This window comes from Aeromonas sp. EERV15 (genome assembly GCF_900079845.1).
GTDB lineage: Bacteria > Pseudomonadota > Gammaproteobacteria > Enterobacterales > Aeromonadaceae > Aeromonas > Aeromonas sobria.
Genome location: NZ_FKKY02000007.1, coordinates 14,063 through 37,135, shown reverse-complemented (window position 1 = coordinate 37,135; position 23,073 = coordinate 14,063). Strand labels below are relative to the sequence as shown.

Below are 23,073 nucleotides of genomic sequence, written 5' to 3'. Positions count from 1 at the left end.
CTGGAACAGTTGCAAATGGGGCAGCCGGTGGCTGCCCCATTTTTCTTGGAGTATCATGGCCGCACTTTCATCTCTCTGGATAGTTTTCCATGAAAAAGACTCCTCTGATCGTTCGCAAGGCCGTGCTCCCGGTAGCCGGTCTGGGTACCCGCATGTTGCCAGCCACCAAAGCCATCCCGAAAGAGATGCTGCCGGTAGTCGACAAACCGCTGATCCAGTATGTGGTGCGCGAAGCGATCGCGGCCGGGATCAAGGAGATCATTCTGGTCACCCACTCAAGCAAGAACTCCATCGAAAACCACTTCGACAAGAGCTTCGAGCTGGAAGCGACCCTCGAGAAGCGGGTCAAGCGCCAGCTGCTGGAAGAGGTGCAACAGATCTGCCCGAAAGACGTCACCATCATGCACGTCCGCCAGGGCGAGGCCAAAGGCCTAGGCCACGCGGTGCTGTGCGCCCGTCCACTGATCGGTGACAACCCCTTCGCCGTGCTGCTGCCGGATGTACTGATCGACGAGGTTGCCAGCAACCTCAAGCAGGACAATCTGGCCGAGATGGTACATATGTTCGAAGAGAACCAGATCAGCCAGATCATGGTGGAAGCGGTGCCCGCGAGCGAAGTGGACAAGTACGGCATTGCCGACATCAGAGGTGAAGCCCTGAGCGAGGGTATGTCACTGCCGATGCAAGCCATTGTCGAGAAGCCGCCCCGGGACGAAGCCCCTTCCAATCTGGCGGTCGTGGGCCGCTATGTGCTCTCTTCCAATATCTGGCCACTGCTGGAGAAAACCCCGGCCGGTGCTGGCGACGAGATCCAGTTAACTGACGCCATCGCCATGTTGATGGAGCAAGAGCAGGTCAACGCCTACTTCATGAAAGGCAAGAGCCACGATTGCGGCAGCAAGCTCGGCTATATGAAAGCCAATGTGCAGTATGCGGTACGCCATGCTGAACTGAATGGTGAATTTACCGATTGGCTGAAGCAGTTCGTCAAACAGTTGTAATAGCTGAAAAATCTGTTTTTTATAGAGGTATTCAAGGGGCATCATTCGATGCTCTTTTTTCATTTATGCAACATCTTATCAATCTATGACAAATAAATTCTCAGCAAATCATAATGTTGTAATTTATTCACACATGTTCTATAAGGATTGAGGCGTGTTTCTCGCCCTTGCATAAAAAACTCAAAAAAATATAAGACACAGGTGGAAGTTCCAATGAATAACCCGTCAAAAGGGACCTTTTTAGGTCACCCTAAAGGGCTTTTTTTGCTCTTTAGTACCGAACTGTGGGAGAGATTCTCCTATTACGGCATGCGTGCCGTGCTGGTGCTCTATCTGACCGACCTGACTGCCAACGGCGGTCTGGGCTGGAGTCAGGCAGATGCCCTCAAACTCTACGGTATCTATACCGGTCTGGTTTATATCACTCCGCTGATTGGCGGCTGGCTGGCTGACACCTTCCTGGGTCAACGTCGCGCCATCCTGATCGGTGCCGTGCTGATGGCGGCGGGTCAATTCACTCTGGCACTGCCCCATGCCATGTTCCCGGATATGGTCAACACCATGTTCTACGCTGGCCTCGCGCTGCTAATCGTGGGTAATGGCCTGTTCAAGCCGAACATCTCCACCATGGTGGGTGACCTCTATGAAGAGGGCGATCACCGCCGTGATGGTGCCTTCACCATCTTCTACATGGGCATCAACCTGGGTTCCCTGCTGGCAGGCGTGATCTGTGGTGCTGCCGCCACTGCCTACGGCTGGCAAGCGGCCTTCGTCGGCGCCGGTATCGGTATGCTGCTCTCTCTGGTGATCCAGGCCACCATGGCCCAGCGTTTCCTCGGCAACATCGGTCGCGTCACCGCAGCCCAGCGTGCTGCAGCCCTGCGCACCCATGAGCAGAAAGCCCCACTGACCAAGCAGGAAGTGGATCGCATCAAGGTTATTCTGGTTCTGGGCCTGTTTACCATCATCTTCTGGGCTGGTTTCGAGCAGGCCGGTGGTCTGATGAACCTCTACACCCAGGAGTATACCGACCGGATGATCGGTAACTTCGAAGTGCCAACCGCCTGGTTCCAGTCCCTGAACCCGTTCTTTATCATCACCTTGGCCCCGATCGTGGCAGCCATCTGGATCAAGCTCGGCAAGAAAGAGCCGAACTCTCCGGTCAAGTTTGCCATGGGTCTGCTGTTCCTGGCTGTCGGCTTCCTGTTCATGATCGGCGCTGTGCTGCAGCAAGGTGGCGATCAAGCAGTCAAGACCTCCATGTTCTGGCTGGTAGGTGCTTATCTGTTCCACACCCTGGGCGAGCTCTGCCTCTCCCCGATCGGTCTGTCTATGGTGACCAAGCTGGCTCCGCTGCGTCTGGCCTCCCTGATGATGGGTGCCTGGTTCGGCTTCGTTGCTCTGGCCAACTATGCAGCCGGCTTTATCGGCTCCTTCGTTGGTGAAGCGGGTCCGATCGCCATCTTCGGTGGCATCGCCCTGGCTGCGGTACTGAGCGCCCTGATCCTGCTGACCATGGCTAACCGTCTGGTCTACTGGATGCACGGTGCCGAAGGCCCGGCCAAAGAGCCGCAAGCTCAAGACAAGAAACTGCAGTCCGCCGCCGTCTAAACGGTCAGGATTGTAAATAACAAACAGGGCGCCCATCGGGCGCCCTGTTTGTTTTAGCCTGTGGTCAGGTGGCATCAGTGATGGCGTACCTGCACATCCAGCGATCCACCGCTGTCGCTACGAAACTGCAGAGCAAAGGGTTCATGCCAGCTGCGCTTGTGCAGGGCGTAGTGGCAACTGCGCATCAAGCCAAGGGGCAAGCCGCCGGAGCGCATCAACCAATGGGGAGAGGTGAGCCCGGCATTGGCGAACACCAGCCCATCGTGCTGATCAAATAGCAGCGCCGCCATGGCAAAGGAGTGACGCAGGCCGGACTCCATCAGCTGATGGTTGAGGTAGTCGAGTAACCGGTGTGGCTGGCTTAGCAGACGACTCTCGTGTTGCTGAAACTGGCGGTAGGACACGTTCATCAGGGATCGCACCAGCGCCCCGCAAAATGCCGCATCCGTGCCCATGATGGGCAGCTCCATCACCAGCACCAGCAGCTTGTCCTCCACCTTGAAAGTATCGGGAATAAACAGCTGCCCCAACCCCTTGAACGTGACCTGCCAGGGGCCCCACTCCTGCAAACCTGGCGGTTTCAGCCCCGCCAGCAAGCGGCTGGCCGCCTTGTCATGGGCACTGAAGTAGTCGATGTGATCCATCAGCTCCAATTGCTGCGCCCGGTTGGCGCTGCCGTTAAGGGATTGCTCGATACTGCGCTCGACCAGCGCGAAATTCTCAAGCGGCTTGAGCAGATAGTCCCGGGCACCGGCGCGCAGGGCGCTGGCGACCGCCTCCATGGTGCTCTGGGCAGAAATGACAATGACCGGAATATGGGGATAGCGAGCAGCGAGACAGGCTATCACCTCATGGCCATCCATATTGGGCATATTGAGATCGCACAGCACCACGTCGGGATGGTAGAGCGCCGCCGCCGATAGCCCTTCAATGCCATCTTCGGCCTGAAACACTGTGGCCCCGTCCCGTGCGAGGTAACTCACTAACGAGTGGCGAAAAACGGCCTCGTCCTCCACCACCAGGATCCGTAGCCCGGCTTTTGGCATCTTGATAAAAACCTTATTAGTCAATTGGTTATTCAGGTATAAAGACTAGCTCAAAAGTGCGCTCAGCGCGGAAACCCTGCGTCAAAAATAGACCTCGATCGCGAGGTGGCTTCAAGAGAGCCCCATCCAACCGTGCCAATATCTTCGCTCGGGGAGTCGTCGGCTGCGACCGCCATCTGAATTGTGCAAGTGGGCGCCTTAAGGGATAATGCCCCCACGTAGGATCACAAAGAACACCATGACCCCAGCCGAATACAGCGCCCTTGCCCACCCCAGATTGTCCCATCCGGCGCGCAGTCTCTATACCCTGCAACTGCGCAGACTGGTGCTGGAAAATCAGCTGGCCCGGCTCAACTACCCCGAGCTTGGCCGCGCATTGGCAGTGGTCGACCCGGGCGATCCCAGCGGTTTCTCGTTTCAGGTCAATGCCCGCCAGCTGACCGAACTGTTCGACGAACTGATGGAGGCCGGGCTGTTGCAGGTCGAAGCACAGGCAGAGAGTGAGCACTACCATCAGTGCCCATTTCTGCTGCCACTACTGGTCCAGAAACAGCGCAGTCCGCTGCCGGAGCGCCCCTTCCAGATGCACCTGCAGTGGCGACCGGATGAGGAGCTGCCCGCCCTCGCCCGCCTGTGCGGGGTGATCGATGCCAGCTACAACGAAGAGGATCTGGGGGAGTTTATCGCCTACTGGTTAGGGCGCCCCGAGGTGTTCGACTCCCAGCATCAATGGATGCTCAAATTCATTCGCGCCCTCAAGACCCGCCGCTATACCCGCCGCAAGCCGATGGAGGAGCAGGGTTACCAGCAGGTGACGCCGGCCCCTGCCGAGGCTGGCCCGAGCAAACGGGCCCAGCAGATGATCGAAGAGGCCAAGCGGCTGGCCCAACAGCAAACGCAGGAACAAGCGCCGCAACAGGAGCCGGATAATGATTGATAGCGGCCCCTGCCTGCAGGCAAAATCAACCCCCTGTCTACCCATCCCTGACCGAGCAGAAGGAGCATTCCATGACTGACCCGCAAGATCCCCTGCGCCAGGAGCTGGAAGAGATCGAAGCCAAGCGCAAGAGAATCGCCAAGGCCAAGCAGGATCATCGCATTCACGATCCCGAGCTGAGCCAGCACGTTGGCGGTCTGCTGGAGCGCATTCGTCGCCTGCAGGCCGAGACCGGCGGCGGCCAATATGATTACGAGACCCTGCGCAAGGAGTACGACGCCAAGGCCAACGCCGAGGTGCGCGAGCTGCAGAAGGCAGCCCGTCAGGAGCGGATCCAGAAGCTGATTGCCCAGGCTGACCTTAACCCTGACTGGGTGTTTGCCAAGATGGATGCCAACGATCCCGCGCTACAATATCCCGTCGAAACCGCCCGTTACTTTATCAGCGGTTTCGAGCACTGGGAGAAGAGCGGCGGCGGCTGCATGCTGATCTACGGCGACTATGGCACCGGCAAGTCGACCCTGGCGGGTGCCGTGGCGCACGAGCTGATCGCTCTTCACCAGAAATCGGTGATCTTCCAGCAGTGGGCCTCCATCGTCGATCGGCTGTTCTTCAACGTGATCCCCGATCAGGATGAGCGCAACCAGTATCGCCGAGCGCTGGAAGAGGTGGATCTGCTGATCATCGACGAGGTATCGGCCAACCGTGCCAAGATGGCGGAGAGCCAGTCCAGCTTCCTCGGCCACCTGCTGCGCCGCCGTCGCAACCTGTCAAAGAGCGTCATCATTATCACCAACCACACGCCCCAGAGCCTGCATCTGGCGATCGGTGATTTCAGCTATGAAGCGATCAAGGCGTTCAATCCGGTGGATATCCACCTGAGCGGCCCCAGCCGTCGCCCCAGCATCGGCAACTACAACGGCTGATCCCCTCTCAGTGGGTGCGAGTCGCTGGCGGCTCGCACCCTCTCCTCCCTGCTAGCTCACAAATAGAAACAACTCTCATTTACAGCAGGCGAACAAGCCACTAGGCTAGTCCCTTTTGCCAAGGGAGCCCATCTATGCCAACCACACTGATTTTCGGAGCCAGCCGCGGGCTGGGCCGCGCCTTTACCCACCACGCCCTGAGTGCGGGTCACCGGGTAGTCGCGCTGGTACGCAGCCCCGAGATGGCCGCCGAACTGCGCGCGCTGGGAGCCCTGGTGATCGAAGGGGATGCGCTGGATCCGGCTGCGGTGCAGCAGGCCTGCATTGCGGCAGGGCAAGATGCCTGCGTCGTCTCCACCCTCGGCAGCTTCCGTCAGGCAGCGCCGGTGGACTATCAGGGCAACCGACATGTGATCGATGCCATGGAGCAGGCTGGCCTCAAGCGACTGCTGCTGGTCACCTCCCTTGGCTGCGGCGACAGCTGGCAATATCTGCCACAGCGGGCCCGCGCCGCCTTCGGCCACGAGGTGCGCCTCAAGAGTCTGGCGGAGAGCTGGCTGCAGACCAGCCCCCTCGCCTGGACCATTCTGCGCCCGGCGGGCCTGCAGGATGGCGACGCCACCGGCCGCGCCGAGCTGAGTCAGGGCAAGGAGGTACACGGACTGGTGCGCCGCGCCGATGTGGCCGCCCAAGGCCTGCGTCTGCTGGCGGATCAGACGGCGGTGGGGCAGATCTACGCCATCGCCGACCCCGAGCTCCAGCACGGCTAAACCTGCTCCATCTCCATCACCTTCACCGATCCAGCGCATAACAAAACGGTCAGCCTTTCGGCTGACCGTTTCTCGTTTTATTGCACACGCCATGTCACGCGCGCTTGCACCATGGCGCTTAACCGGCGGTCGTTTCCACCGGAATGACCTGCTGGCTGGCCACCGGCAGCGACCGCTGCCGCCAGCGCAGCAGCAGGCAGGCCAGCACGCCGTAGAGCAGCGCCAGTCCCCACAGCTGCCACCAGTAGCGTGCCACCTGCTCAAAGCCCGCGCCCATCTGGTTGAGGCGCAGAAAACCCTCGATGGCCGGGATAGTGGGCACCCACTGAGCCAGCCAGTTGAGGGGCGCCGGGATCAGCTCCAGCGGCCAGATAAAGCCCGCCAGAAAGACCAGCGGCAGGGAGGAGAGCAGTACCACCTGGGTTGGCAGATCCCGCCGGGTAAAGATCGCCCCCAGTACAATCCCGAACCAGCAGGTCGCCAGCAGGAACGGCAGGGCGAATAGCCACAACTCCAGTGGGTCAGCATGGCGGGCGATGTTGTAGTGATCGAAGCAGAAACCGAGGAAGTAGCTCACCGGCAGCAGGAACAGCCCCGCCAGCACCAGGGTTCTGGCCAGCAGCAGCGGCAGTACCGGCGCGCTTTGCCAGTAACCGTGCTCGCCGCGGCCACTGCGCTGGTTCTGGGTCGACCCCAGGATCCCCGCCCCCATCAGCAACACCTGATGCAGGATCAGCACGAACACCGCCGGCACCACGTAGTTCACGTAACCCATGGTGGGATTGAACACCGGCACCACATTGAGGGCCACCGCATTCCAACCCATGGTTGCTTGCGGCAGCGCCTGGCCATGACTCAGCAAGCGCGCCACCTTCACCTGTGCCGCCAAGGTGCCACCGGCCTGCGCCAGTCCTTCGGCAATAGTGCCGTAGACCAGAAAGTAGGAGGCATCACCGGCATAGCTCAGGGTGACGCTCTTGCCCTGCATCAGATCCCGATAGAAGTGGTTGGGAATGTGCAGGATCCCGCTAGCCTCCCCGGCCATCATCAGCTGGCGCGCTTCGGCCAGCGAATGGGCTCGCGCCACCAGCTTCACCTGCGGCGTGGCATCGGCCATAAATTCCAGCTGACGGGACAACTGGCTGCCATCCTCGTTGACCACCACCACCGCCTCTTCCCGCGGCAACTGATGCAGATAGGGCTGGGGATAGAGGAACGAGTAGAAAAACACACCGCCAAACAGGGTCAGCATGATGGCGCGATCCGCCAGCAGGGTCCGCAGCTCTAAACGCAACAGATCAACAAATCCAAGCATCACTGCGGCTCCTTCTCTGCCACTGGCACTACGGCTGATTGACGGGCCAGTTCTGCCTGCTGTTTATAACGGCGCACCACCAGCAGCAGGGGGAGCAGGAACAGCAATAACGCCCCCAGTTGCGGCAGGGCGGATGCGAGGGGCAAGCCGTAGTTGCTCTGGCCAATCTGCAGTTCAACATAATGGGAAACCGGCAACAGGCTGCGCCAGAACTGGGCAAAATCCCCCATGGCGCTCACCGGAAAGGTGACCCCCATGAAAGCGAAACCGGGCGCAGTGTAAGCCCCCGCCAACGACAGGGCGCGCGCCGGATCCCGAATGATGCCGTAGAAAAAGGCACCCATGGTGACGCAGGCGGCCGAGGCCAGCCCCAGCCCCACCGTCAGCACCAACCAGCTACCGTGCATGGGATAGGAGAAGCCCTTGAACAGCAGCAGCGTCCAGGCCACCCCCCAGCCCCAGCCAATCAGCACATGGGGCAACAGGGTGCGCCACAGGCCGAACCAGACACCGCGGGTGGTCCAGTCCAGTCCCAGCCGGTCGGTGCGGGCCAGCGCATTGAGGCCAAACAGCACCACCAGGATCTGCCACACCGCGGGCAGAATGGCACTCAGCAGAAACTGGGCATAGCTGGAGTTGAGGTTGTAAAGCGCCGTTATCTGACTGCTGATGGGCACCGACTGCCCGAGCGCACCGGGCAATGCTTTGCCGTCGGCCATCGCCTCCAGCACCCCCACCTGACCGTTGAGGGTTCCCACCACCTGTGCCAGCGCCGAGCTGACCAGCTTGGCGATCAGGATAAACTGGCCGTTGTTGAATACCGTCACCTGCGGCTGGGTGCCCTGACGGGCATCCCGCTCCAGATGGTTGGGGATCACCACCAGTGCATAGATGTCGCCGCCGCGCAGGGCGTGCGCCCCCGCATCGATGGAGTCAAACTGGTTGGCCACCTTGAGCCCGGCCGAGCCATCCAGCGAGAAGGCGAGCTGGCGCGACAGCACGCTTCGATCCAGATCCACCAGCCCCACTTTGAGGTCGCGGGCCAGCCCTGCCGAGAAGATCCAGCAGAGGATCCCCATCAGCAGCAGCGGCACCCAGCTCATCAGGGCGCGGCTGAACGGGTCCTGCCACAGCAGCCGAAATTCACGTCCCATCAGAGTTCGACCAGCACACTCATGCCAACCCGCAACCCGTCAACCGGTTGCAGCAGGCGGGCCTCCACCTGAAAGCTCTTCATGTCAAAGCCCTGACGGGTATCAGTGGCACGCCAGGTCGCGAAATCCCCCATCACGGCCACATGGGTCACCTTGAAGCGCACCATCTGGTCGCCAAGGCCCGGGATGCGGGCATCAAACTCGGTATCAACGGTGAAACGCGGCAACAGATCTTCGCGAATATGGAACTGGGCCCAGGCATCGTTCATGTCAAGCAGGGTCACCACCGGAAAACCTTGTGGCGCCAACTCACCGCTGCGCAGCAGCACCTGGCTCACTTCGCCGCCATGGGGACTATTGATGCGGGTATCGGCCAGATAAGCCTCCACCTCGGCCACCGAGCCTGCCGCCATATTGGCTTTCTCACGGGCGGCGACCTTGGTCTCTTCCCGCGCCCCTTCCAGCGCCATCTGATATTGCTGCCACGCCATCCCTTCGCTGTACTTGGCGGCTTGCCAGGCAGTCCAGGCCTCATCACGCTTTTGCAGCGGCATCACGCCATCGCGATGCAGGCTGGCGATCCGTTCATAGGTCTTGCCACGCAGCTGGGCGGCAGCCTTGGCCTTCTGCCACTGATCCTTGGCAGCCGCAATCTGCTGGGAACGCGCCCCTTTTTCAGCCTCTTGTGCCATGGCGCCAGCGGCCGCTTCACCGGCTTTGGCCTGGCTCAGCTTGGCCTCGATTTCCGGACTGGCCAGGGTAAAGACCAGCTGGTCCTTACTCAGCTGATCGCCCTTTTTCACCAGCACCTCGTCAATACGCCCCGGCACCTTGGAGGAGACCGAATATTGCTGCGCTTCGATCTGCCCTTGCAGATGCACCGGCTCAGGCTGATAGGCCAGCCAGAAACGCCAGCCCAGCCACACCACCAGGATCACCAGCGCCAATGGCAACAACAGCGGTTTACCCTGGCTCATCTTCTTTTTGATGGGGGGATGGCTCATCACTTCACCTCGACAAACTGGCGACCCTTGACGGTCGAAACAGACATGAAAAAAGAAACAGACAGGGCGGCGATCACGAGTTCACCTCGATCACCTGACCATGCTGATATTGATTGAAACTGTTCATCTGGCCGGAGAGGGCCAGCAGACGGGCCAGCGACACCACATATTGATAAGCCGCCGCCGCGCGCTGGGTCTTGACCCCCGCCAGCTGGTTACGGGCATCCACCACATCAAGGGAGGTAGAAAGCCCCTGCCCGAAGGCTTTATCCCGCAGCAGCACGTTCTCCTCTGCCAGCGCCTGGGTAGACGAGAGTGACTGATACTCCTCCAGCCCTTGTGCCGCTTCGCGCCAGGTCTTCTCTACCAGCAACTCCAGATCCTGACGGGTCTTGGCTTGCAGCAGATTGACCTGCAATTCGGCGCTCTTGGCCGCCTGTACCGTCTCGGAGCGGCCATCGCGGCTGATCAGCGGCATGCTGACGCCCACCCCCACCAGCCAGTCCGGAGCAGTCTTGGAAGCCAGCGAATCATCTTCATAGAGGTTGTAGTTGCCGAACATGAACACTTCGGGGGCATATTTGCCCTTCTCCATCCGGATCACCCCCTTGGCTTGCTCTTGCTTGGCGCTGAGCAGCTTGAGACCGGGGTGCACCTCCAACGTCTGACTTACCAGCCCATCGAGTCCGGGCAACTCTTTATTGACGAACAGGCCACTGCCCGGCTCCGCACTCGGCAATTTGAGCATATGGCCGAGGGCCAACTCGGCGATCTCGAGACCACGACGTGACTTCTGGGTATCGATACGGGCCCGGTCATAAGCCGATTGAGCCGAGAGCCGCTCCACCTTGGCGATCTGGCCCTGAGCCTCGAGCTTTTTGGCATGATCCAGATGGTGGGCCAACCCGTCCTCGATCTCCTGCTTGGTCATCACCACTTGAGCGGCCAGCACCACCCCGAAATAGGTCTGGGAGAGGCTTTCAAAGGTGGCTTGCTGCTTGAGCACCAGCAACTGCTGCGCCTCGCTCACCTGCGCCTGGCGGATATCCTGCGCCGCATCGATACGACCACCGGTAAAGAGCGGCCAGAGCATTTTGACCGAGCTGGTCACCACATTCTGCTTGGTCAGCGGGGTGACGAAATCATCCGGACTGAGGTGGAACTTCTGCATGAGTGGCGCCAGCACCTGACCCAACTCCGGATGGCTGGCAATGGGGTTGAGATCCATCATGTCCAGCTCCACCGCCTGATCGAGGCGGGTATAGCTGGCCCCCAAATCCACCTTGGGCAGATACATATCCTTGGCGGCCTCGCGCAGTTGCTTGGCCCGGTCCACCCCTGCCTGCTCGGCGGCCAACCCTTCATCCTGCTGGATGACCCGGGTCCAGGCTTCGCCGAAGCTGATGGTCTGTGCCTGCGCCGATCCCAGCACGGCCCCCATCAGACACGGCCAGAGTGATTTAATGAACCTTGACGTCATAGTTCCCCAATCCGCTTTTGTTGCATACGCGCACATGTTACATAAATGTTTGGAGCATTTGCTCGACTTTAGCCGGCTATCATAACGCAAAGCAGGCCCACAAGTGGACTGTCAATTATGCAGACAACCGACATAGCTAGTACAGCCATCCCGCATGTGCAATCTGGCCGTTTTTCAATAACTCCTGAATTTGCAAGCCTTGGCGCGACGTTTTTTTCAGAAAAAAATGGCTGACGCTCAAATACTAACCTTTTCTCCTGCCTAAAAAATGCGTAATATACGCCGCCCTAAGCCGATGGTAACCGTGGAATGCAGATAGGTCCCCACACGCTTGAAACACCCTTGATTGTGGCTCCCATGGCCGGTGTAACAGACCGACCGTTTCGTGAACTTTGTTTGCGATTGGGGGCTGGCATGGCCGTTTCCGAGATGCTGCTGGCCAACCCGGATGTCTGGGATACCCAGAAAACCAGGATGAGGATGGATCACTCTGCAGAAGGCGGTTTGCGATCGGTCCAGATTGCCGGGGCCGACCCCGAGATGATGGCGTTTGCTGCCCGCTACAACGTGGAGCAGGGCGCACAGATCGTCGACATCAACATGGGGTGTCCGGCAAAAAAAGTGAATAAGAAGCTGGCAGGCTCAGCCCTGCTGCGTGTACCCGATCAGGTCAAAGCAATTTGCCGGGCCGTGGTGGATGCAGTAGAGGTCCCTGTCACCTTGAAGATCCGCACAGGATGGGATCCGGATAACCGCAATGGCGTGGAGATCGCCCGAATCGCCGAAGATTGTGGTATCGCGGCCCTCGCCGTGCATGGTCGTACCCGTGCCTGCCTTTATCGGGGTGAAGCGGAGTACGACACAATCAGGGCGATTAAGCAGGCCGTATCGATTCCTGTTGTCGCCAATGGCGACATAGACAGCCCGGAGAAAGCCCGGTATGTCCTCGACTATACCGGTGTCGACGCCGTGATGATCGGCCGCGCAGCGCAAGGACGACCCTGGATTTTCCGGGAAATCCGTCATTTTCTTGAGACGGGCACCAAGCTGCCGCCTCCCGAAAGGGAAGAGGTTCGCACCCTGATGAACGAGCATGTAACCAACCTGCACCAGTTTTATGGTGCATATCTGGGAGCGCGCATTGCCCGTAAACACGTGGGCTGGTATCTGGATGAAGAAGAGACGGGCCGAGAATTCCGCAAGCACTTCAATGCCCTGGATTGTGCAGACGCACAACTCGAGGCACTCGAAGCGTATTTCGATGGATTAGGTTAACAAGATAACTAAAGAGCCGACCGAATATGTTCGAACAAACCCTGACTTCTGATGCATTGGTAACAACTACTCACAATCACGCTGCCGAGCCAACCCAGCGCCCCCTGCGTGACTCTGTGCAACAGGCCCTGCGTAACTACCTGGCCCAGTTGAACGGTCAGGAAGTGATTGAACTGTACGATATGGTTCTCTCCGAAGTTGAAGCGCCGATGCTGGACGTGATCATGCAGTACACCCGTGGTAACCAGACTCGCGCTGCCGTGATGATGGGGATCAACCGTGGCACTCTGCGCAAGAAGCTCAAGCGTTACGGCATGAACTGATTGTTGGCTGTCAGCCATTGATATGAAAGGCGCCCGGTAGCAATACTTGGCGCCTTTCCTTTATGCTCTCCCCTCCATTTCACTACTATGCCCCCAATGAACCGCACACCCCTGCTGCTGATGGTACTGGTCACCCTGCTGGCCGCCGCTGGCTGGATATTCTCCAAAGAGGCGATCCACGAACTGCCCCCCGCCGCCTTTATCGGCAGCCGCTTCCTGCTGGCTGCCTTATTGCTGCTGCCGCTAGCCTGGTTACGCGAACCGCCGCCAACCCGCGCCCAACTGCTGCGTGCCGCTGGTTGCGGCACTCTGCTTGGCACCAGCCTGTTGCTGTGGGTCACCGCCATCAGCCAGAGCGATGCGCTCGGCAGCGGCGCCTTTATCATGAGTGTCGCCACCCTGATGGCGCCGCTGGCAGCCTGGGCCGCCTTCAAGAGCAAACCCGGTCGCCACTACTGGCTCACCCTGCCCATCGCCATCGCAGGTCTGCTGTTACTCTCCAGCAGTACCCACTGGGGCGTCTCGCTCTCGCTGTTCTGGTTTCTCGCTGCCGCGACGTCGTTGGGTATCCAGCTCGCCGTCCACCGCCACTTTGCCCAATCCATTCCCCCCACCTGGCTTACCTGCATCCAGCTGGCGATGACCGGCCTGCTCGGCACCCTGCTCTCCCTGCTGACCGAACAGTGGCCCGAGACCGGGGTCAGCCACAGCATCTGGTGCTGGTTTGCAGCGAGCGTGCTCATTGCCACCACCCTGCGCTACTGGCTGCTTACCCACGCATTGAGCAAGATGACGACCGCCCACGCCGCCCTGATGATGCTGCTGGAACCGGTCTGGACCCTGATGCTGAGCACCCTTGTATATAACGAACCCCTCGGCGGCGCCAAACTGGCCGGTGCGGGACTGGTGCTCGGCGCCCTGGTGCTCTACCAGCTCCCCCTGCTGCTGCGCAGTGCCAAGCTAAAAGCACCGGCCTGATGAGAAGTACCGCCCCGAGGGGCGGTGCCATCCATCCCCACCATTCCTCCTTTGACTCCTTCTGCCGCCGTCCTCGCCCTTCAACGCCTGCTAATGCTGACGTTCTGTTAACGGCATTTAACCCTTGGTATCCACAGGGTTAAAGGGCATACCCCATGAAAAAATGCCATATGGCCAGCTTGATGGAGGTCACATTCCTCCCCCGCAACCCTCCCTATCATGCCCCCATCATCCGCCAGCCCGTCAAGTTGGCGATGGCACTTAAGTGGAACACTCACGAATAACAAGAGAACACACCATGCAGCAAACCAGCACCCTCAAGACGGTCATGGTCAGCATATTGGCAACCTCCATGCTGATCTTTGTGGCCCAGTACCTGATAGGCAAGCAGGAGATCAAGATAGGCATCGCCATCATTCCGATCCTGCCGATGCTCTTTGCCGTCATCATCGGCATGATTGTCTCCGCCAAGCCGGTCAAGGATCGCATCCCCGGTTGGAAGCAGCTCTTCACCGAAAAAGAAGAGGGCTTCTGCGGCAAGATGGTGGGCTTCAGCCTGCTGATCCTGGGTACCCAGTACGCGGGGATGATCATCCCCAACCTGAAGATGATCCTGAGCGTCGGCGTACCGCTGTTCCTGCAGGAGATTGGCAACCTGCTGCCGATCCTGATCGCTATTCCACTGGCGGTGAAGTTCGGCTTTGGCCGTCGCGCCATCGGGGCCTGCTCCTCCATCAGTCGTGAGCCATCCGTCGCGGTCATTCAGGGCAAGTTCGGCACCGGCTCCCAGGAGTACATCGGCGTGCTGGCCATCTACCTGTGCGGCTCCGTCATCGGCACCCTCTGGTTCAGCGTGCTGGGCAGTATCGCCCCGCTCACCGGCCTGCATCCGCTGGCGCTGGCCGCCGGTTCCGGCGTGGGCTCAGGCTCCATGCTGAGTGCTGCCTCCGGTGCCCTGATCAACGGTCTCGATGAAGCGCTGGCCCAGCAGGTCCTGAGTATCGCGGCTGCCTCGAACCTGCTCTCGTCTGCCCTCGGCGCCCTCTCCCTCACCTATCTGGGTCTGCCGCTCGCTGAAAAAATCTATGCCCTGACTGCCAAAGGAGAGAAAGCATGAAAAGCATCGTAATGGATATGCGGTTCGTCTTTCTGGCGATCTTGCTGGCCATGTTTACCCAGACCCTGACTACCGGCACCCCGCTCTGGCTGATGGGTGACAGCTTCATCGCCATGTCACTGGTGGTGTTCGCCTCGCTGATTGCCAAGCGCTACCTGCCCTCCTCCCTGCCGGCATTTGCCTATGCCACCATCATCGGCATTCTCATCTGCCTGCCGGAGACCCCGGTGCGCGGCCTCTTCATTGATGCCGTTGCCAAGATCTCCTTCCTCTCCTGCTGCGTACCGCTGCTGGCCTTTGCCGGTCTCTCGGTGGGCGGTCAGCTGGAAGAGCTGAAGAAGATGTCCTGGAAAGTGATCCTGATCTTCATGATCGTCTCCACCTGCTGCTTCTTCGGCGCCTCGCTGGTTGCCCAGATCGGCTTCACCATGCAAGGGATCATCTGATGAGCAACATCCACATTGAACCGGCCCTGCTGACCCTGCGCGACTTCAGCCACGAAGTGCGCCACCACCTGCATACCATTCCGGAGGCCTCCGGCGTCGAGTTCAAGACCTCGGCCTACTGCCGCGAGCTGATGACGGGCTTCGGCTATCGCCTCACCGACTACCCGGGCTTCACCGGTTTTCACGGGGATCTGGTGGTTGACCCGGTACTGCCGACCATCGCCTTCCGTGCCGATATGGATGGCCTTGAGATGCACGACATGAGCGAAGTGGCGTTCAAATCGAGCCACGAGGGGATGGCCCACAACTGCGGTCACGACTCCCATATGGCGATTGCCCTGACTGCTGCCAAGTTTCTGGCCGCCAACAAAGCGCGCCTGCAGTACAACGTCCGCTTTATTTTCCAGATGGCGGAAGAGGATATGCGGGTGCCGGGCGCCGAGAAAATGGTCGAACTGGGTTGCATGAAGGGGGTGGACGAGGTCTATGCCCTCCATAACGACGGCGCCATGGAAACCGGCACCATCAAGTTCAACAACGGTGTCATGTCCTCCTGGGGCTCCGCCTGGACGCTGGATGTGCACGGCATCTCCGCCCACGGCTCCACCCCCCACAAAGGGCTGGATGCCATCCGCGAAGCGGTGCGGATCATCGAAGATATGGACTACATCGTCGCCAAACGCACCAGTCCGTTCAGCCCGGCTGTATTTGGCTGCGGCATGATCAACGGCGGCACCATCCCCAACGCCATCGCCGACCACGTGCAGGCCCGCGGCACCATCCGTGCCATGGATGCCGAGACCGACCAGATCCTGAAGAACAGCTTCAAGGAGATCGTGGCCCAGAGCGAACTGCGCGGCTTCAAGACCAAGATGGTCTATGCCGGTTATCCGGCAGTGGAGAACCACGCCGATGCCTGCGCCCGCCTGTTGCAAGCGGCCGCCGACGTATTGCCCGGCGAGGGGATCAACGCCCAGGGTCAGCCGATGACCGGCAGCGAGGATTTCAGCTACATGGTCAACGCCTGCCGTGGCCGCAAGGGGGCCATGTTCTTCCTCGGCAGCGGCTGTCAGGCCAAGGGGATCTGCAACTACCTGCACGCAAATCCCTACTATCTCGATGACGACTGCCTGTTAGTGGGAGCCCAGATCTTTATCAATCTGGCGACCCGCAGCGATTAATCCCGCATCCCGATAAAACCAGAAGAGAGGCCAAGGCCTCTCTTTTTTTGTCTCTGCACTTTTTATCCCCGCGTATTATCTTTGCACTGCAAGCAACCGACTCCTACAACCACGGCAGCTCCGCCATATTGGCGGCCGGCGGCTGGTTGATAAGGTGCAGCTGCACCGTCTCCCGACTGATATGGGGGGCGTAGAGGTGAATAAAGTCGTACATGTAGTCGCGCAAGTGGGCATGTTTGCGCAGACAGATGTGGGTGGCGCTCGAGGCGATCAGGTGGTCGATATTGAGGCTCACCAGATCTTCCCTGTCCCCCTCGTCAAAGGCCACGCTGGCGATCACCCCGACCCCCATCCCGAGCCGGACGTAGTGCTTGATCACGTCGGTGTCGGTGGCGGTCAGCACAGTTTTTGGCGAGAGGCCGTGGCGGCTGAAGGCCTTATCCATCTTGGAACGGCCGGTAAAGCCGAACACATAGGTGATGAGGGGGTAGCGAGCCAGATCCGCCATCGACAGCGGCTGGCAGTCGATCAGCGGATGGCCGTGGGGCACCACCACGCTGCGACCCCAGCGATGGCAGGGGACGGCGGCCAGCTCGTCGAACAGATACATGGATTCGGTGGCGATCGCCATATCCACATCGCCACTTTGCACCATCTGGGCCAACTGGGCGGGTGCCCCCTGATGGAGCTGGATCGCCACATCGGGATAACGACGGCTGAACTCGGTGATCACCGCAGGCAGCTTGTAGCGGGCCTGGGTGTGGGTGGTGGCGATGCGCAGCACCCCGCTGGTGGCCAGCGGCTCCCCCAGCGACAGCTGGTTGATCTGCTCCACCTGTGCCACCACCCCCTTGGCCAGCTCCATCACCTTTTCGCCTGCACTGGTCAAGCCGACCAGATTCTTCCCCTTGCGGGTAAAGAGGGCGAGCCCCAGCTCATCTTCCAGCATCTTCATCTGCTTGCTGAGGGTGGGCTGGGAGGTGTAGAGCTTCTCCGCCGTCGCCGAGATATTGAAGCTGTTCTTCACGATCTCGGTAAAGTTCTTGAGCCGGGCGATGTTCATCTGGGCAAGGGATCTCGCTGCTGCGGCCAGTGGGGCTGGCCTGAAAAAGAGAGAACGGGGCTGGCCCCGCACCTGACCGCCGACCATACCACAGCGCAGGACACGATAACCTGCCCCAGGTCAGAAAGCGGCGCGCTAGTCGCTGGCAAGCTTGATCCCGAGTCCGACAAACAGGGTGCCGATGCCCCGGTTGAGCCAGCGGCCAATCCGGGCTGGCAACTTCACCTTGTTGCGGGCATAGGCCGTGCTGAAGACCAGCAAGTGGCACCAGATCATCCCGTTCAGGTTGAAGATGCAGCCGAGCAGGATAAAGGCGAGCGCCTTATCAGGGGCATCCGGCGCGATGAACTGGGGCACGAAGGCGAGGAAAAAGAGCGCCACCTTGGGGTTGAGCACATTGGTCAGCACCCCTTGCCGGTAGATCCGGCCATAGGAGAGCGCGGGCAGCGTCACCGCAGCCCCTGCAGTGCTGTTCGCCGCCGGCTGGCGAAACAGCGAGACGCCAAGATAGACAAGGTAGAGGGCGCCAGCCAGCTTGATGACCGTAAACAGCTCGGCCGAGGCGCTGAGCAGGGCCGACAGACCGAGAGCAGCAGCCAACACATGGATCATGGTGCCGGTTCCTATCCCCAGCGCGGCCGCCGAACCGGCACGCCATCCCTGCGACCCGCCGCGCAACATGATGAGCAGGGTGTCCGGCCCCGGCATGATATTGAGCAGCAGGCCCGAGACCACAAACAGCGCCAGATCATGAATACCGAACATAGACTCCATCCTCGTATAGACAAACCAAATAAAGAGGGCTCCGCAGAGCCCCCTTCCATCTTATTTTCAACCCGTCTGACCGAGCCGCAGTGACAACTATGCCTTAAGGGCGCAGCGCCTTGTCAGCCCGGGAGATGCCGCAGACGCCGGAGCGCACCACTTCGATGATCTCGTTGGTCTGGGCGGCGGTTTTGATAAAGGCATCCAGCTTCTCGCTGGTGCCCACCAGCTGCACCGTGTACTGCTCGGGGGTGACGTCGACGATCTGGCCGCGGAAGATATCCGCCAGCCGTTTCAGCTCGTCACGGGCACCACCGGCGGCGCGTGCCTTGACCAGTGCGATCTCCCGCTCGATATGCTCCCCTTCGCTTAGATCACACACCTTGAGCACATCCACCAGCTTGTGAAGTTGCTTCTGGATCTGCTCCAGCACCCGCTCGTCACCCATGGTGACTATGGTCATGCGCGACAGGGTAGGATCCTCGGTGGGAGCCACCGTCAGGGTCTCGATGTTGTAGCCACGCTGGGAGAAGAGACCCACCACGCGGCTCAGGGCGCCGGATTCGTTTTCCAGCAGAACGGAAATAATATGTCTCATGATATTTCCCCCGCCTTGTTCAGCGACATCTCTTCAACGGCGGATTCCACCAGTACGACCGAAATAATATGTTCCATCGTCAGGTCCTCTCCGTCTTGCTCAGCCACATCTCGTCCATGGCACCAAACTTGATCTGCATCGGATAGACATGCTCATCCGGGTCGACCGAGATATCCATGAACACCAGCCGATCCTTCATGGCGAAGGCCTTCTCCATGGCGCTCTCCAGTTCGGCCGGATCGCTCACTGCGATACCGACGTGGCCGTAGGCTTCCGCCAGTTTGACGAAGTCCGGCAGGGACTCCATGTAGGAGTGGCTGTGACGGCCGCCGTAGAACATCTTCTGCCACTGCTTGACCATGCCCAACGCACGGTTGTTGATGGAGATGATCTTGATGGGTACCCCATACTGCAAGCAGGTAGAGAGCTCCTGAATGTTCATCTGCACCGATCCATCACCGGTGACGCAGCAGACCACCGCATCCGGGTTGGCAAACTGGGCTCCCATGGCGGCCGGAATACCAAAGCCCATGGTGCCAAGACCGCCAGAGTTGATCCACTGACGCGGTTTGGCAAACGGGTAGTAGAGAGCCGCAAACATCTGGTGCTGGCCCACGTCGGAGGCGACGAACGCCTGACCCTGAGTCACCTTGTAGAGGGTCTCGATCACCTGCTGCGGCTTGATCTGGGTAGCCGACTTTTCGTAGGCCAGACAGTGACGGGAGCGCCACTGGTTGATCTGGCTCCACCAATCCGTCATCGCCTGATGATCGTTAGCAAAGCCACACTCGCGGATCACCTCCAGCATCTGCTCCAGCACGGTTTCTACCGAGCCAACGATGGGCACATGAGCCTGCACCGTCTTGGAGATGGATGTCGGATCGATATCGATATGCACTATGGTGGCATTGGGGCAGAACTTGGCCACGTTGTTGGTGACGCGGTCATCGAAGCGGGCACCCACGGCAAAAATCAGATCCGCATTGTGCATGGTCTTGTTGGCTTCGAAGGTTCCGTGCATCCCCAGCATGCCGATAAATTGCGGATGAATGCCGGAGAAGGCCCCCAACCCCATCAGAGTGGTGGTCACTGGCAGGTTCAGCAGCTCCGCCAGCTTGGTCACCAGATGATCCGCGTTGGCGTTGATGGCACCACCGCCCACGTACATCACCGGGCGCTGGGCATCCACCAGCAGCTTGGCTGCCCGCTTGATCTGGCCCTTGTGGCCGGACTTGGTCGGGTTGTAGGAGCGCATGCTCACCGACTCGGGATACTGGTAGGGAAATTTCTCTTTCGGGTTCTGCACATCTTTGGGCAGATCCACCACCACAGGCCCCGGGCGGCCGCTGGCGGCAATGTAATAGGCCTTCTTGATGGCCTCGGGAATATCGCTCGCCTTCTTGCACAGGAAGCTGTGCTTCACCACCGGGCGGGAGATACCGATCATGTCGGTCTCCTGGAATGCATCCTCACCGATCATGCTGGTCGGCACCTGGCCGGAGAGGATCACCAGCGGAATGGAATCCATATAGGCGGTGGCAATACCGGTAATGCAGTTGGTCGCCCCGGGGCCGGAGGTCACCAGCACAGTCCCCACCTTGCCGGTGGAGCGGGCGTAGCCGTCAGCCATGTGAACCGCGGCTTGCTCGTGGCGCACCAGCACATGCTCCATCTTGCCGTTTTCGAAGAGTGCGTCATAGATGTCGAGCACCGAGCCACCAGGGTAGCCAAAGACGTGCTCCACCCCCTGATCTTCCAGCGCTCTAACCACCATCTGGGCGCCTGATAACATCTCCATGATAAAGCCCTCCAGGCTTTGCTCCGTTTTGCGAATCCTGTCAACGGCGCAGTGCTTCCCGGCACAACCCGACCCGTTTCTTGTTGTTATCTGAATGCAGATCGGGCTAATTCCGCCCCGTTGACCGGTGAAAAAAAGGATTTTTCAATCATTCACCCGAAAATCGGGTGAAAAACCAACTTAACCCGCTTCATAACGCTTGTCCACGGCTTTTCCTGACCAGAACAGTCATACATTTCAACCCACTATTAACATTCAAGGAGTTGGCATCGCAGCCATGAGATAAAAGGGAAGCAACTCGGGTAATGGCCAGCAAATCATCCCGCCGAGGGGAACAACGGCCACAAAAAAGCCCACCAGTCAGCGGTGGGCTTGATGCCGGATGATCGACTCAGTTGTCCTGATCCGGCTCAGCCAGCCAGATCTGCTGATCCGGATCTGTCTCTTCACTGACCGAGATACTGACACCCATATCCAGCAATTCATGCAGGGTCAGATTATCTGCCAGCGTCATGGTTTCGCCATTCTCATTGGTAAAGCGCATTTGCTCCGTCCTCTCCTTGGTGGGCTCGCCTTTCAGTCTAGTCAACAACGCTCACTTGCGATAACCAGCAACTGGATAAACAGTCCCCGCCATCCAGCTCGCTCAAACGATCACTCACCTCTTCCGGAAACAAGGTGCGAGCCCAGAGCCGACGTGACAGCGACGCCACGCTCTCATCGGCACCGGCCGCCAGCCAGCGGGCCAGTTCCCCCGCCACATCGGGGTAACAGACCGCCCCCGGCGAAGGGCTGTCGAGCCAGCTGCGCACCAGATTGGCATCGAGGCAGTCCATCAGGGTCGCCAGCCCCATCATCTCGAGGGTCTTGCCGTTGGTCAGCTGCTCGAACTGACCGCCAAGGGGTTTGACCAGCATCTTCTTGCCGAGGGTGAGTGCCTCGGAGGCCAGCTCGAAGCCCGCGTTGGAGATGACGCCGCGACAACCGGCCAGCACGGCGATAAACCCGTGCCGCGACGGCGGCTCGAAGCGCAGGTTGCGCCACTGGCTGGGGGTGCGGATGGCGGGGTGAAAGCAGACGAAGCGCTGCTGACCAAAGCGCGACAGCAGGGCGGCGATCGCCTCGGTCTGCTCGAACGGCAGATAGACCAGGATCTCGCCGTTATCAGGCGCAGCGGCAATGGGGTCGATCACCGGCGGCAACAAGGGGTGGCCGAAGTGAAACCAGTGCAGCCCGAGCGGTTGATCCACCGGGGCAAAGTGGCGCATCAGCTGACGGCTGACCCCATCCTCCCCCCAGCGCGGGATGGGCCAGTTGAAACTGGCCTGATGGCTGATGGTGAGGCTCGGCTTGCCATAACGGCGGGCGGCGTGGGCGGTCAACGGCTCAAAATCGCTCACCACCAGATCGTATTCGCTGCAATCGAGGGCCCGCAGATCCCGCCAGAAGGTGAGCGGCGAGGCGGCCTGCAGGGTACGCCACGGCGAGACCCGCCCCTCGTGACTGATAAAGGTGAGCCCGGCAAAAGTGCGGTAGGCGCCAAACTCCTCCATGTCGAAATAGCTGTCGGCAGGGCGACCGCTGAAGAGATAGTCCACCTCGACTCCGGCCGTGCGTAACGCCCGTGCAAGGGTGCGACTGCGGCTGATATGGCCGTTGCCGGTACCTTGCACACCAAACAGTATCCTCATGAATGGCTCCAGCCGAGCGCCAACACGGCGCAACCGCCACCCAGCAAAGCACCGGCCACCAGATCGCTCAGGTAGTGAACCCCGAGCAGCAGCCGGGATGCCCCCACCAGCGCCGCCCAACCAAACAGCAGGGGCGCCCAGAGCGGAAAGCCGCTGGCCAGTATGGTGGCCATCAGAAAGGCGGCGGCGGTGTGGCCGGAGGGGAGACTGTAACGATCGGAGGGGGTGATAAAGACCGGCAAGCCGACCGGTCGCTGCCGTTTCAGGCTGTTTTTCAGCAGCAGATAGAGGGGCAGCTCGATGGCGAAGGCGAGCAGTGCCAGTCGCACCAGTTCCCGCTCTGCCTCCCCTTGCCACCAGAGCAGGGCGGCCAGCACGGCGTAAAGCGGACCATCACCGGTGCGGGAGACAAGGCGGCTGACCCTCGCCTGCGGCCGGTTGTAAGCGTGAAGCAGGCAAACCCTGCATACCTGCTGGTCCCATTGCTGGATCTTGTTCATAACCCCTCCGTCCCTGAAATCTCTTGGCAGCATGAAGCCGAGGGATGACGTTACGTTGAACGGGGGATAACAGATTTATGAAAAAAGGGCCGAA

The 23,073-nt window shown here is 59.9% G+C and carries 23 protein-coding genes; 11 read left to right on the top strand and 12 right to left on the bottom strand.

Features of this window, described 5'->3' with window-relative positions; genetic code table 11:
• Positions 1-89 precede the first annotated feature (89 nt).
• Positions 90-1,001 (top strand): UTP--glucose-1-phosphate uridylyltransferase GalU, encoded by a 912-nt coding sequence (galU, locus tag BN4575_RS07625; RefSeq protein WP_068977765.1) that lies wholly within the window; start codon positions 90-92, stop codon positions 999-1,001.
• A 213-nt stretch (positions 1,002-1,214) separates the two neighbouring features.
• Positions 1,215-2,612: a peptide MFS transporter gene (locus tag BN4575_RS07620; protein ID WP_068977764.1), complete on the top strand. Its 1,398-nt coding sequence runs from the start codon at positions 1,215-1,217 to the stop codon at positions 2,610-2,612.
• Positions 2,613-2,686: 74 nt separating this feature from the next.
• Here the strand turns inward: BN4575_RS07620 and BN4575_RS07615 are convergent, their stop codons facing one another.
• Positions 2,687-3,658, bottom strand: coding sequence for a response regulator (locus BN4575_RS07615; protein ID WP_068977763.1), 972 nt, complete (start codon positions 3,656-3,658; stop codon positions 2,687-2,689).
• A gap of 238 nt (positions 3,659-3,896) precedes the next feature.
• Here BN4575_RS07615 and BN4575_RS07610 point away from each other — a divergent pair, with 238 nt between their 5' ends.
• The 3 genes from BN4575_RS07610 to BN4575_RS07600 all read left to right on the top strand — a co-directional run bounded on the left by BN4575_RS07610 (position 3,897) and on the right by BN4575_RS07600 (position 6,291).
• On the top strand, positions 3,897-4,595 hold the full coding sequence (locus tag BN4575_RS07610) for a DnaT-like ssDNA-binding domain-containing protein (protein WP_068977762.1): 699 nt from the start codon (positions 3,897-3,899) through the stop codon (positions 4,593-4,595).
• A 71-nt stretch (positions 4,596-4,666) separates the two neighbouring features.
• Positions 4,667-5,521 (top strand): DnaA ATPase domain-containing protein, encoded by an 855-nt coding sequence (locus BN4575_RS07605; RefSeq protein ID WP_068977761.1) that lies wholly within the window; start codon positions 4,667-4,669, stop codon positions 5,519-5,521.
• A 134-nt stretch (positions 5,522-5,655) separates the two neighbouring features.
• Positions 5,656-6,291 carry an SDR family oxidoreductase gene (locus BN4575_RS07600; protein ID WP_068977760.1) on the top strand — a complete coding sequence of 212 codons (636 nt, stop codon included), beginning with the start codon at positions 5,656-5,658 and terminating at the stop codon, positions 6,289-6,291.
• A gap of 118 nt (positions 6,292-6,409) precedes the next feature.
• On the opposite strand, the gene BN4575_RS07595 is transcribed toward BN4575_RS07600, so the two are convergent.
• From BN4575_RS07595 to BN4575_RS07580, 4 genes are all read right to left on the bottom strand, one after another.
• The gene (locus BN4575_RS07595; RefSeq protein ID WP_068977759.1) at positions 6,410-7,606 is read right to left on the bottom strand and encodes an ABC transporter permease; all 1,197 of its coding nucleotides are present in this window, start codon (positions 7,604-7,606) and stop codon (positions 6,410-6,412) included.
• Positions 7,606-8,760, bottom strand: a complete 1,155-nt coding sequence (locus tag BN4575_RS07590) for an ABC transporter permease (RefSeq protein ID WP_068977758.1) — start codon at positions 8,758-8,760, stop codon at positions 7,606-7,608. Before BN4575_RS07590 ends, BN4575_RS07595 begins: the two co-directional genes overlap by 1 nt.
• Positions 8,760-9,764 (bottom strand): HlyD family secretion protein, encoded by a 1,005-nt coding sequence (locus BN4575_RS07585; protein ID WP_083221014.1) that lies wholly within the window; start codon positions 9,762-9,764, stop codon positions 8,760-8,762. Before BN4575_RS07585 ends, BN4575_RS07590 begins: the two co-directional genes overlap by 1 nt.
• Before the next feature lie 73 nt (positions 9,765-9,837).
• On the bottom strand, positions 9,838-11,244 hold the full coding sequence (locus BN4575_RS07580) for a TolC family protein (RefSeq protein WP_068977757.1): 1,407 nt from the start codon (positions 11,242-11,244) through the stop codon (positions 9,838-9,840).
• A 309-nt stretch (positions 11,245-11,553) separates the two neighbouring features.
• Between BN4575_RS07580 and dusB the strand changes: the two genes are divergently transcribed.
• The 6 genes from dusB to BN4575_RS07550 all read left to right on the top strand — a co-directional run bounded on the left by dusB (position 11,554) and on the right by BN4575_RS07550 (position 16,564).
• Entirely contained in the window at positions 11,554-12,519 is a 966-nt protein-coding gene (gene dusB / locus BN4575_RS07575; protein WP_042018587.1) for a tRNA dihydrouridine synthase DusB, read from the top strand.
• Positions 12,520-12,545: 26 nt separating this feature from the next.
• Positions 12,546-12,842 carry a DNA-binding transcriptional regulator Fis gene (gene fis / locus BN4575_RS07570; protein ID WP_005906654.1) on the top strand — a complete coding sequence of 99 codons (297 nt, stop codon included), beginning with the start codon at positions 12,546-12,548 and terminating at the stop codon, positions 12,840-12,842.
• A 96-nt stretch (positions 12,843-12,938) separates the two neighbouring features.
• Entirely contained in the window at positions 12,939-13,820 is an 882-nt protein-coding gene (locus BN4575_RS07565) for a DMT family transporter (protein ID WP_068977756.1), read from the top strand.
• Positions 13,821-14,118: 298 nt separating this feature from the next.
• The gene (locus tag BN4575_RS07560) at positions 14,119-14,937 is read left to right on the top strand and encodes a DUF3100 domain-containing protein (RefSeq protein WP_068977755.1); all 819 of its coding nucleotides are present in this window, start codon (positions 14,119-14,121) and stop codon (positions 14,935-14,937) included.
• Complete coding sequence (locus BN4575_RS07555; protein ID WP_042018594.1) at positions 14,934-15,383, top strand: hypothetical protein; 450 nt, start codon at positions 14,934-14,936, stop codon at positions 15,381-15,383. Before BN4575_RS07560 ends, BN4575_RS07555 begins: the two co-directional genes overlap by 4 nt.
• A complete protein-coding gene (locus BN4575_RS07550) occupies positions 15,383-16,564 on the top strand; it encodes a M20 metallopeptidase family protein (protein ID WP_068977754.1) in 1,182 nt (393 codons plus the stop codon). Before BN4575_RS07555 ends, BN4575_RS07550 begins: the two co-directional genes overlap by 1 nt.
• Before the next feature lie 103 nt (positions 16,565-16,667).
• Here BN4575_RS07550 and BN4575_RS07545 read toward each other — a convergent pair whose 3' ends face one another.
• The 7 genes from BN4575_RS07545 to BN4575_RS07520 form a co-directional block, all read right to left on the bottom strand.
• Positions 16,668-17,627 carry a LysR substrate-binding domain-containing protein gene (locus BN4575_RS07545; protein ID WP_068977753.1) on the bottom strand — a complete coding sequence of 320 codons (960 nt, stop codon included), beginning with the start codon at positions 17,625-17,627 and terminating at the stop codon, positions 16,668-16,670.
• A 135-nt stretch (positions 17,628-17,762) separates the two neighbouring features.
• Positions 17,763-18,392 (bottom strand): LysE family translocator, encoded by a 630-nt coding sequence (locus BN4575_RS07540; RefSeq protein ID WP_068977752.1) that lies wholly within the window; start codon positions 18,390-18,392, stop codon positions 17,763-17,765.
• A 103-nt stretch (positions 18,393-18,495) separates the two neighbouring features.
• Positions 18,496-18,990, bottom strand: coding sequence for an acetolactate synthase small subunit (gene ilvN, locus BN4575_RS07535; RefSeq protein WP_005311605.1), 495 nt, complete (start codon positions 18,988-18,990; stop codon positions 18,496-18,498).
• 79 nt (positions 18,991-19,069) lie between these two features.
• Positions 19,070-20,788, bottom strand: a complete 1,719-nt coding sequence (locus BN4575_RS07530; protein WP_068977751.1) for an acetolactate synthase 3 large subunit — start codon at positions 20,786-20,788, stop codon at positions 19,070-19,072.
• A gap of 391 nt (positions 20,789-21,179) precedes the next feature.
• Complete coding sequence (locus BN4575_RS21700) at positions 21,180-21,332, bottom strand: hypothetical protein (protein ID WP_098972262.1); 153 nt, start codon at positions 21,330-21,332, stop codon at positions 21,180-21,182.
• Between the two features lie 37 nt (positions 21,333-21,369).
• Complete coding sequence (locus BN4575_RS07525; protein ID WP_068977750.1) at positions 21,370-22,479, bottom strand: MJ1255/VC2487 family glycosyltransferase; 1,110 nt, start codon at positions 22,477-22,479, stop codon at positions 21,370-21,372.
• Positions 22,476-22,979, bottom strand: coding sequence for a phosphatase PAP2 family protein (locus BN4575_RS07520; protein ID WP_068977749.1), 504 nt, complete (start codon positions 22,977-22,979; stop codon positions 22,476-22,478). The genes BN4575_RS07525 and BN4575_RS07520 overlap by 4 nt, the downstream gene beginning before the upstream one ends.
• Positions 22,980-23,073: the final 94 nt, after the last annotated feature.

What these genes read in the sequence shown, in the direction of transcription:
- galU (WP_068977765.1), top strand. Translation starts at nt 90, where the DNA reads ATGAAAAAGACTCCTCTGATCGTTCGCAAGGCCGTGCTCCCGGTAGCC.
- BN4575_RS07620 (WP_068977764.1), top strand. Translation starts at nt 1,215, where the DNA reads ATGAATAACCCGTCAAAAGGGACCTTTTTAGGTCACCCTAAAGGGCTT.
- BN4575_RS07615 (WP_068977763.1), bottom strand. Translation starts at nt 3,658, where the DNA reads ATGCCAAAAGCCGGGCTACGGATCCTGGTGGTGGAGGACGAGGCCGTT.
- BN4575_RS07610 (WP_068977762.1), top strand. Translation starts at nt 3,897, where the DNA reads ATGACCCCAGCCGAATACAGCGCCCTTGCCCACCCCAGATTGTCCCAT.
- BN4575_RS07605 (WP_068977761.1), top strand. Translation starts at nt 4,667, where the DNA reads ATGACTGACCCGCAAGATCCCCTGCGCCAGGAGCTGGAAGAGATCGAA.
- BN4575_RS07600 (WP_068977760.1), top strand. Translation starts at nt 5,656, where the DNA reads ATGCCAACCACACTGATTTTCGGAGCCAGCCGCGGGCTGGGCCGCGCC.
- BN4575_RS07595 (WP_068977759.1), bottom strand. Translation starts at nt 7,606, where the DNA reads ATGCTTGGATTTGTTGATCTGTTGCGTTTAGAGCTGCGGACCCTGCTG.
- BN4575_RS07590 (WP_068977758.1), bottom strand. Translation starts at nt 8,760, where the DNA reads ATGGGACGTGAATTTCGGCTGCTGTGGCAGGACCCGTTCAGCCGCGCC.
- BN4575_RS07585 (WP_083221014.1), bottom strand. Translation starts at nt 9,764, where the DNA reads ATGAGCCATCCCCCCATCAAAAAGAAGATGAGCCAGGGTAAACCGCTG.
- BN4575_RS07580 (WP_068977757.1), bottom strand. Translation starts at nt 11,244, where the DNA reads ATGACGTCAAGGTTCATTAAATCACTCTGGCCGTGTCTGATGGGGGCC.
- dusB (WP_042018587.1), top strand. Translation starts at nt 11,554, where the DNA reads ATGCAGATAGGTCCCCACACGCTTGAAACACCCTTGATTGTGGCTCCC.
- fis (WP_005906654.1), top strand. Translation starts at nt 12,546, where the DNA reads ATGTTCGAACAAACCCTGACTTCTGATGCATTGGTAACAACTACTCAC.
- BN4575_RS07565 (WP_068977756.1), top strand. Translation starts at nt 12,939, where the DNA reads ATGAACCGCACACCCCTGCTGCTGATGGTACTGGTCACCCTGCTGGCC.
- BN4575_RS07560 (WP_068977755.1), top strand. Translation starts at nt 14,119, where the DNA reads ATGCAGCAAACCAGCACCCTCAAGACGGTCATGGTCAGCATATTGGCA.
- BN4575_RS07555 (WP_042018594.1), top strand. Translation starts at nt 14,934, where the DNA reads ATGAAAAGCATCGTAATGGATATGCGGTTCGTCTTTCTGGCGATCTTG.
- BN4575_RS07550 (WP_068977754.1), top strand. Translation starts at nt 15,383, where the DNA reads ATGAGCAACATCCACATTGAACCGGCCCTGCTGACCCTGCGCGACTTC.
- BN4575_RS07545 (WP_068977753.1), bottom strand. Translation starts at nt 17,627, where the DNA reads ATGAACATCGCCCGGCTCAAGAACTTTACCGAGATCGTGAAGAACAGC.
- BN4575_RS07540 (WP_068977752.1), bottom strand. Translation starts at nt 18,392, where the DNA reads ATGTTCGGTATTCATGATCTGGCGCTGTTTGTGGTCTCGGGCCTGCTG.
- ilvN (WP_005311605.1), bottom strand. Translation starts at nt 18,990, where the DNA reads ATGAGACATATTATTTCCGTTCTGCTGGAAAACGAATCCGGCGCCCTG.
- BN4575_RS07530 (WP_068977751.1), bottom strand. Translation starts at nt 20,788, where the DNA reads ATGGAGATGTTATCAGGCGCCCAGATGGTGGTTAGAGCGCTGGAAGAT.
- BN4575_RS21700 (WP_098972262.1), bottom strand. Translation starts at nt 21,332, where the DNA reads ATGCGCTTTACCAATGAGAATGGCGAAACCATGACGCTGGCAGATAAT.
- BN4575_RS07525 (WP_068977750.1), bottom strand. Translation starts at nt 22,479, where the DNA reads ATGAGGATACTGTTTGGTGTGCAAGGTACCGGCAACGGCCATATCAGC.
- BN4575_RS07520 (WP_068977749.1), bottom strand. Translation starts at nt 22,979, where the DNA reads ATGAACAAGATCCAGCAATGGGACCAGCAGGTATGCAGGGTTTGCCTG.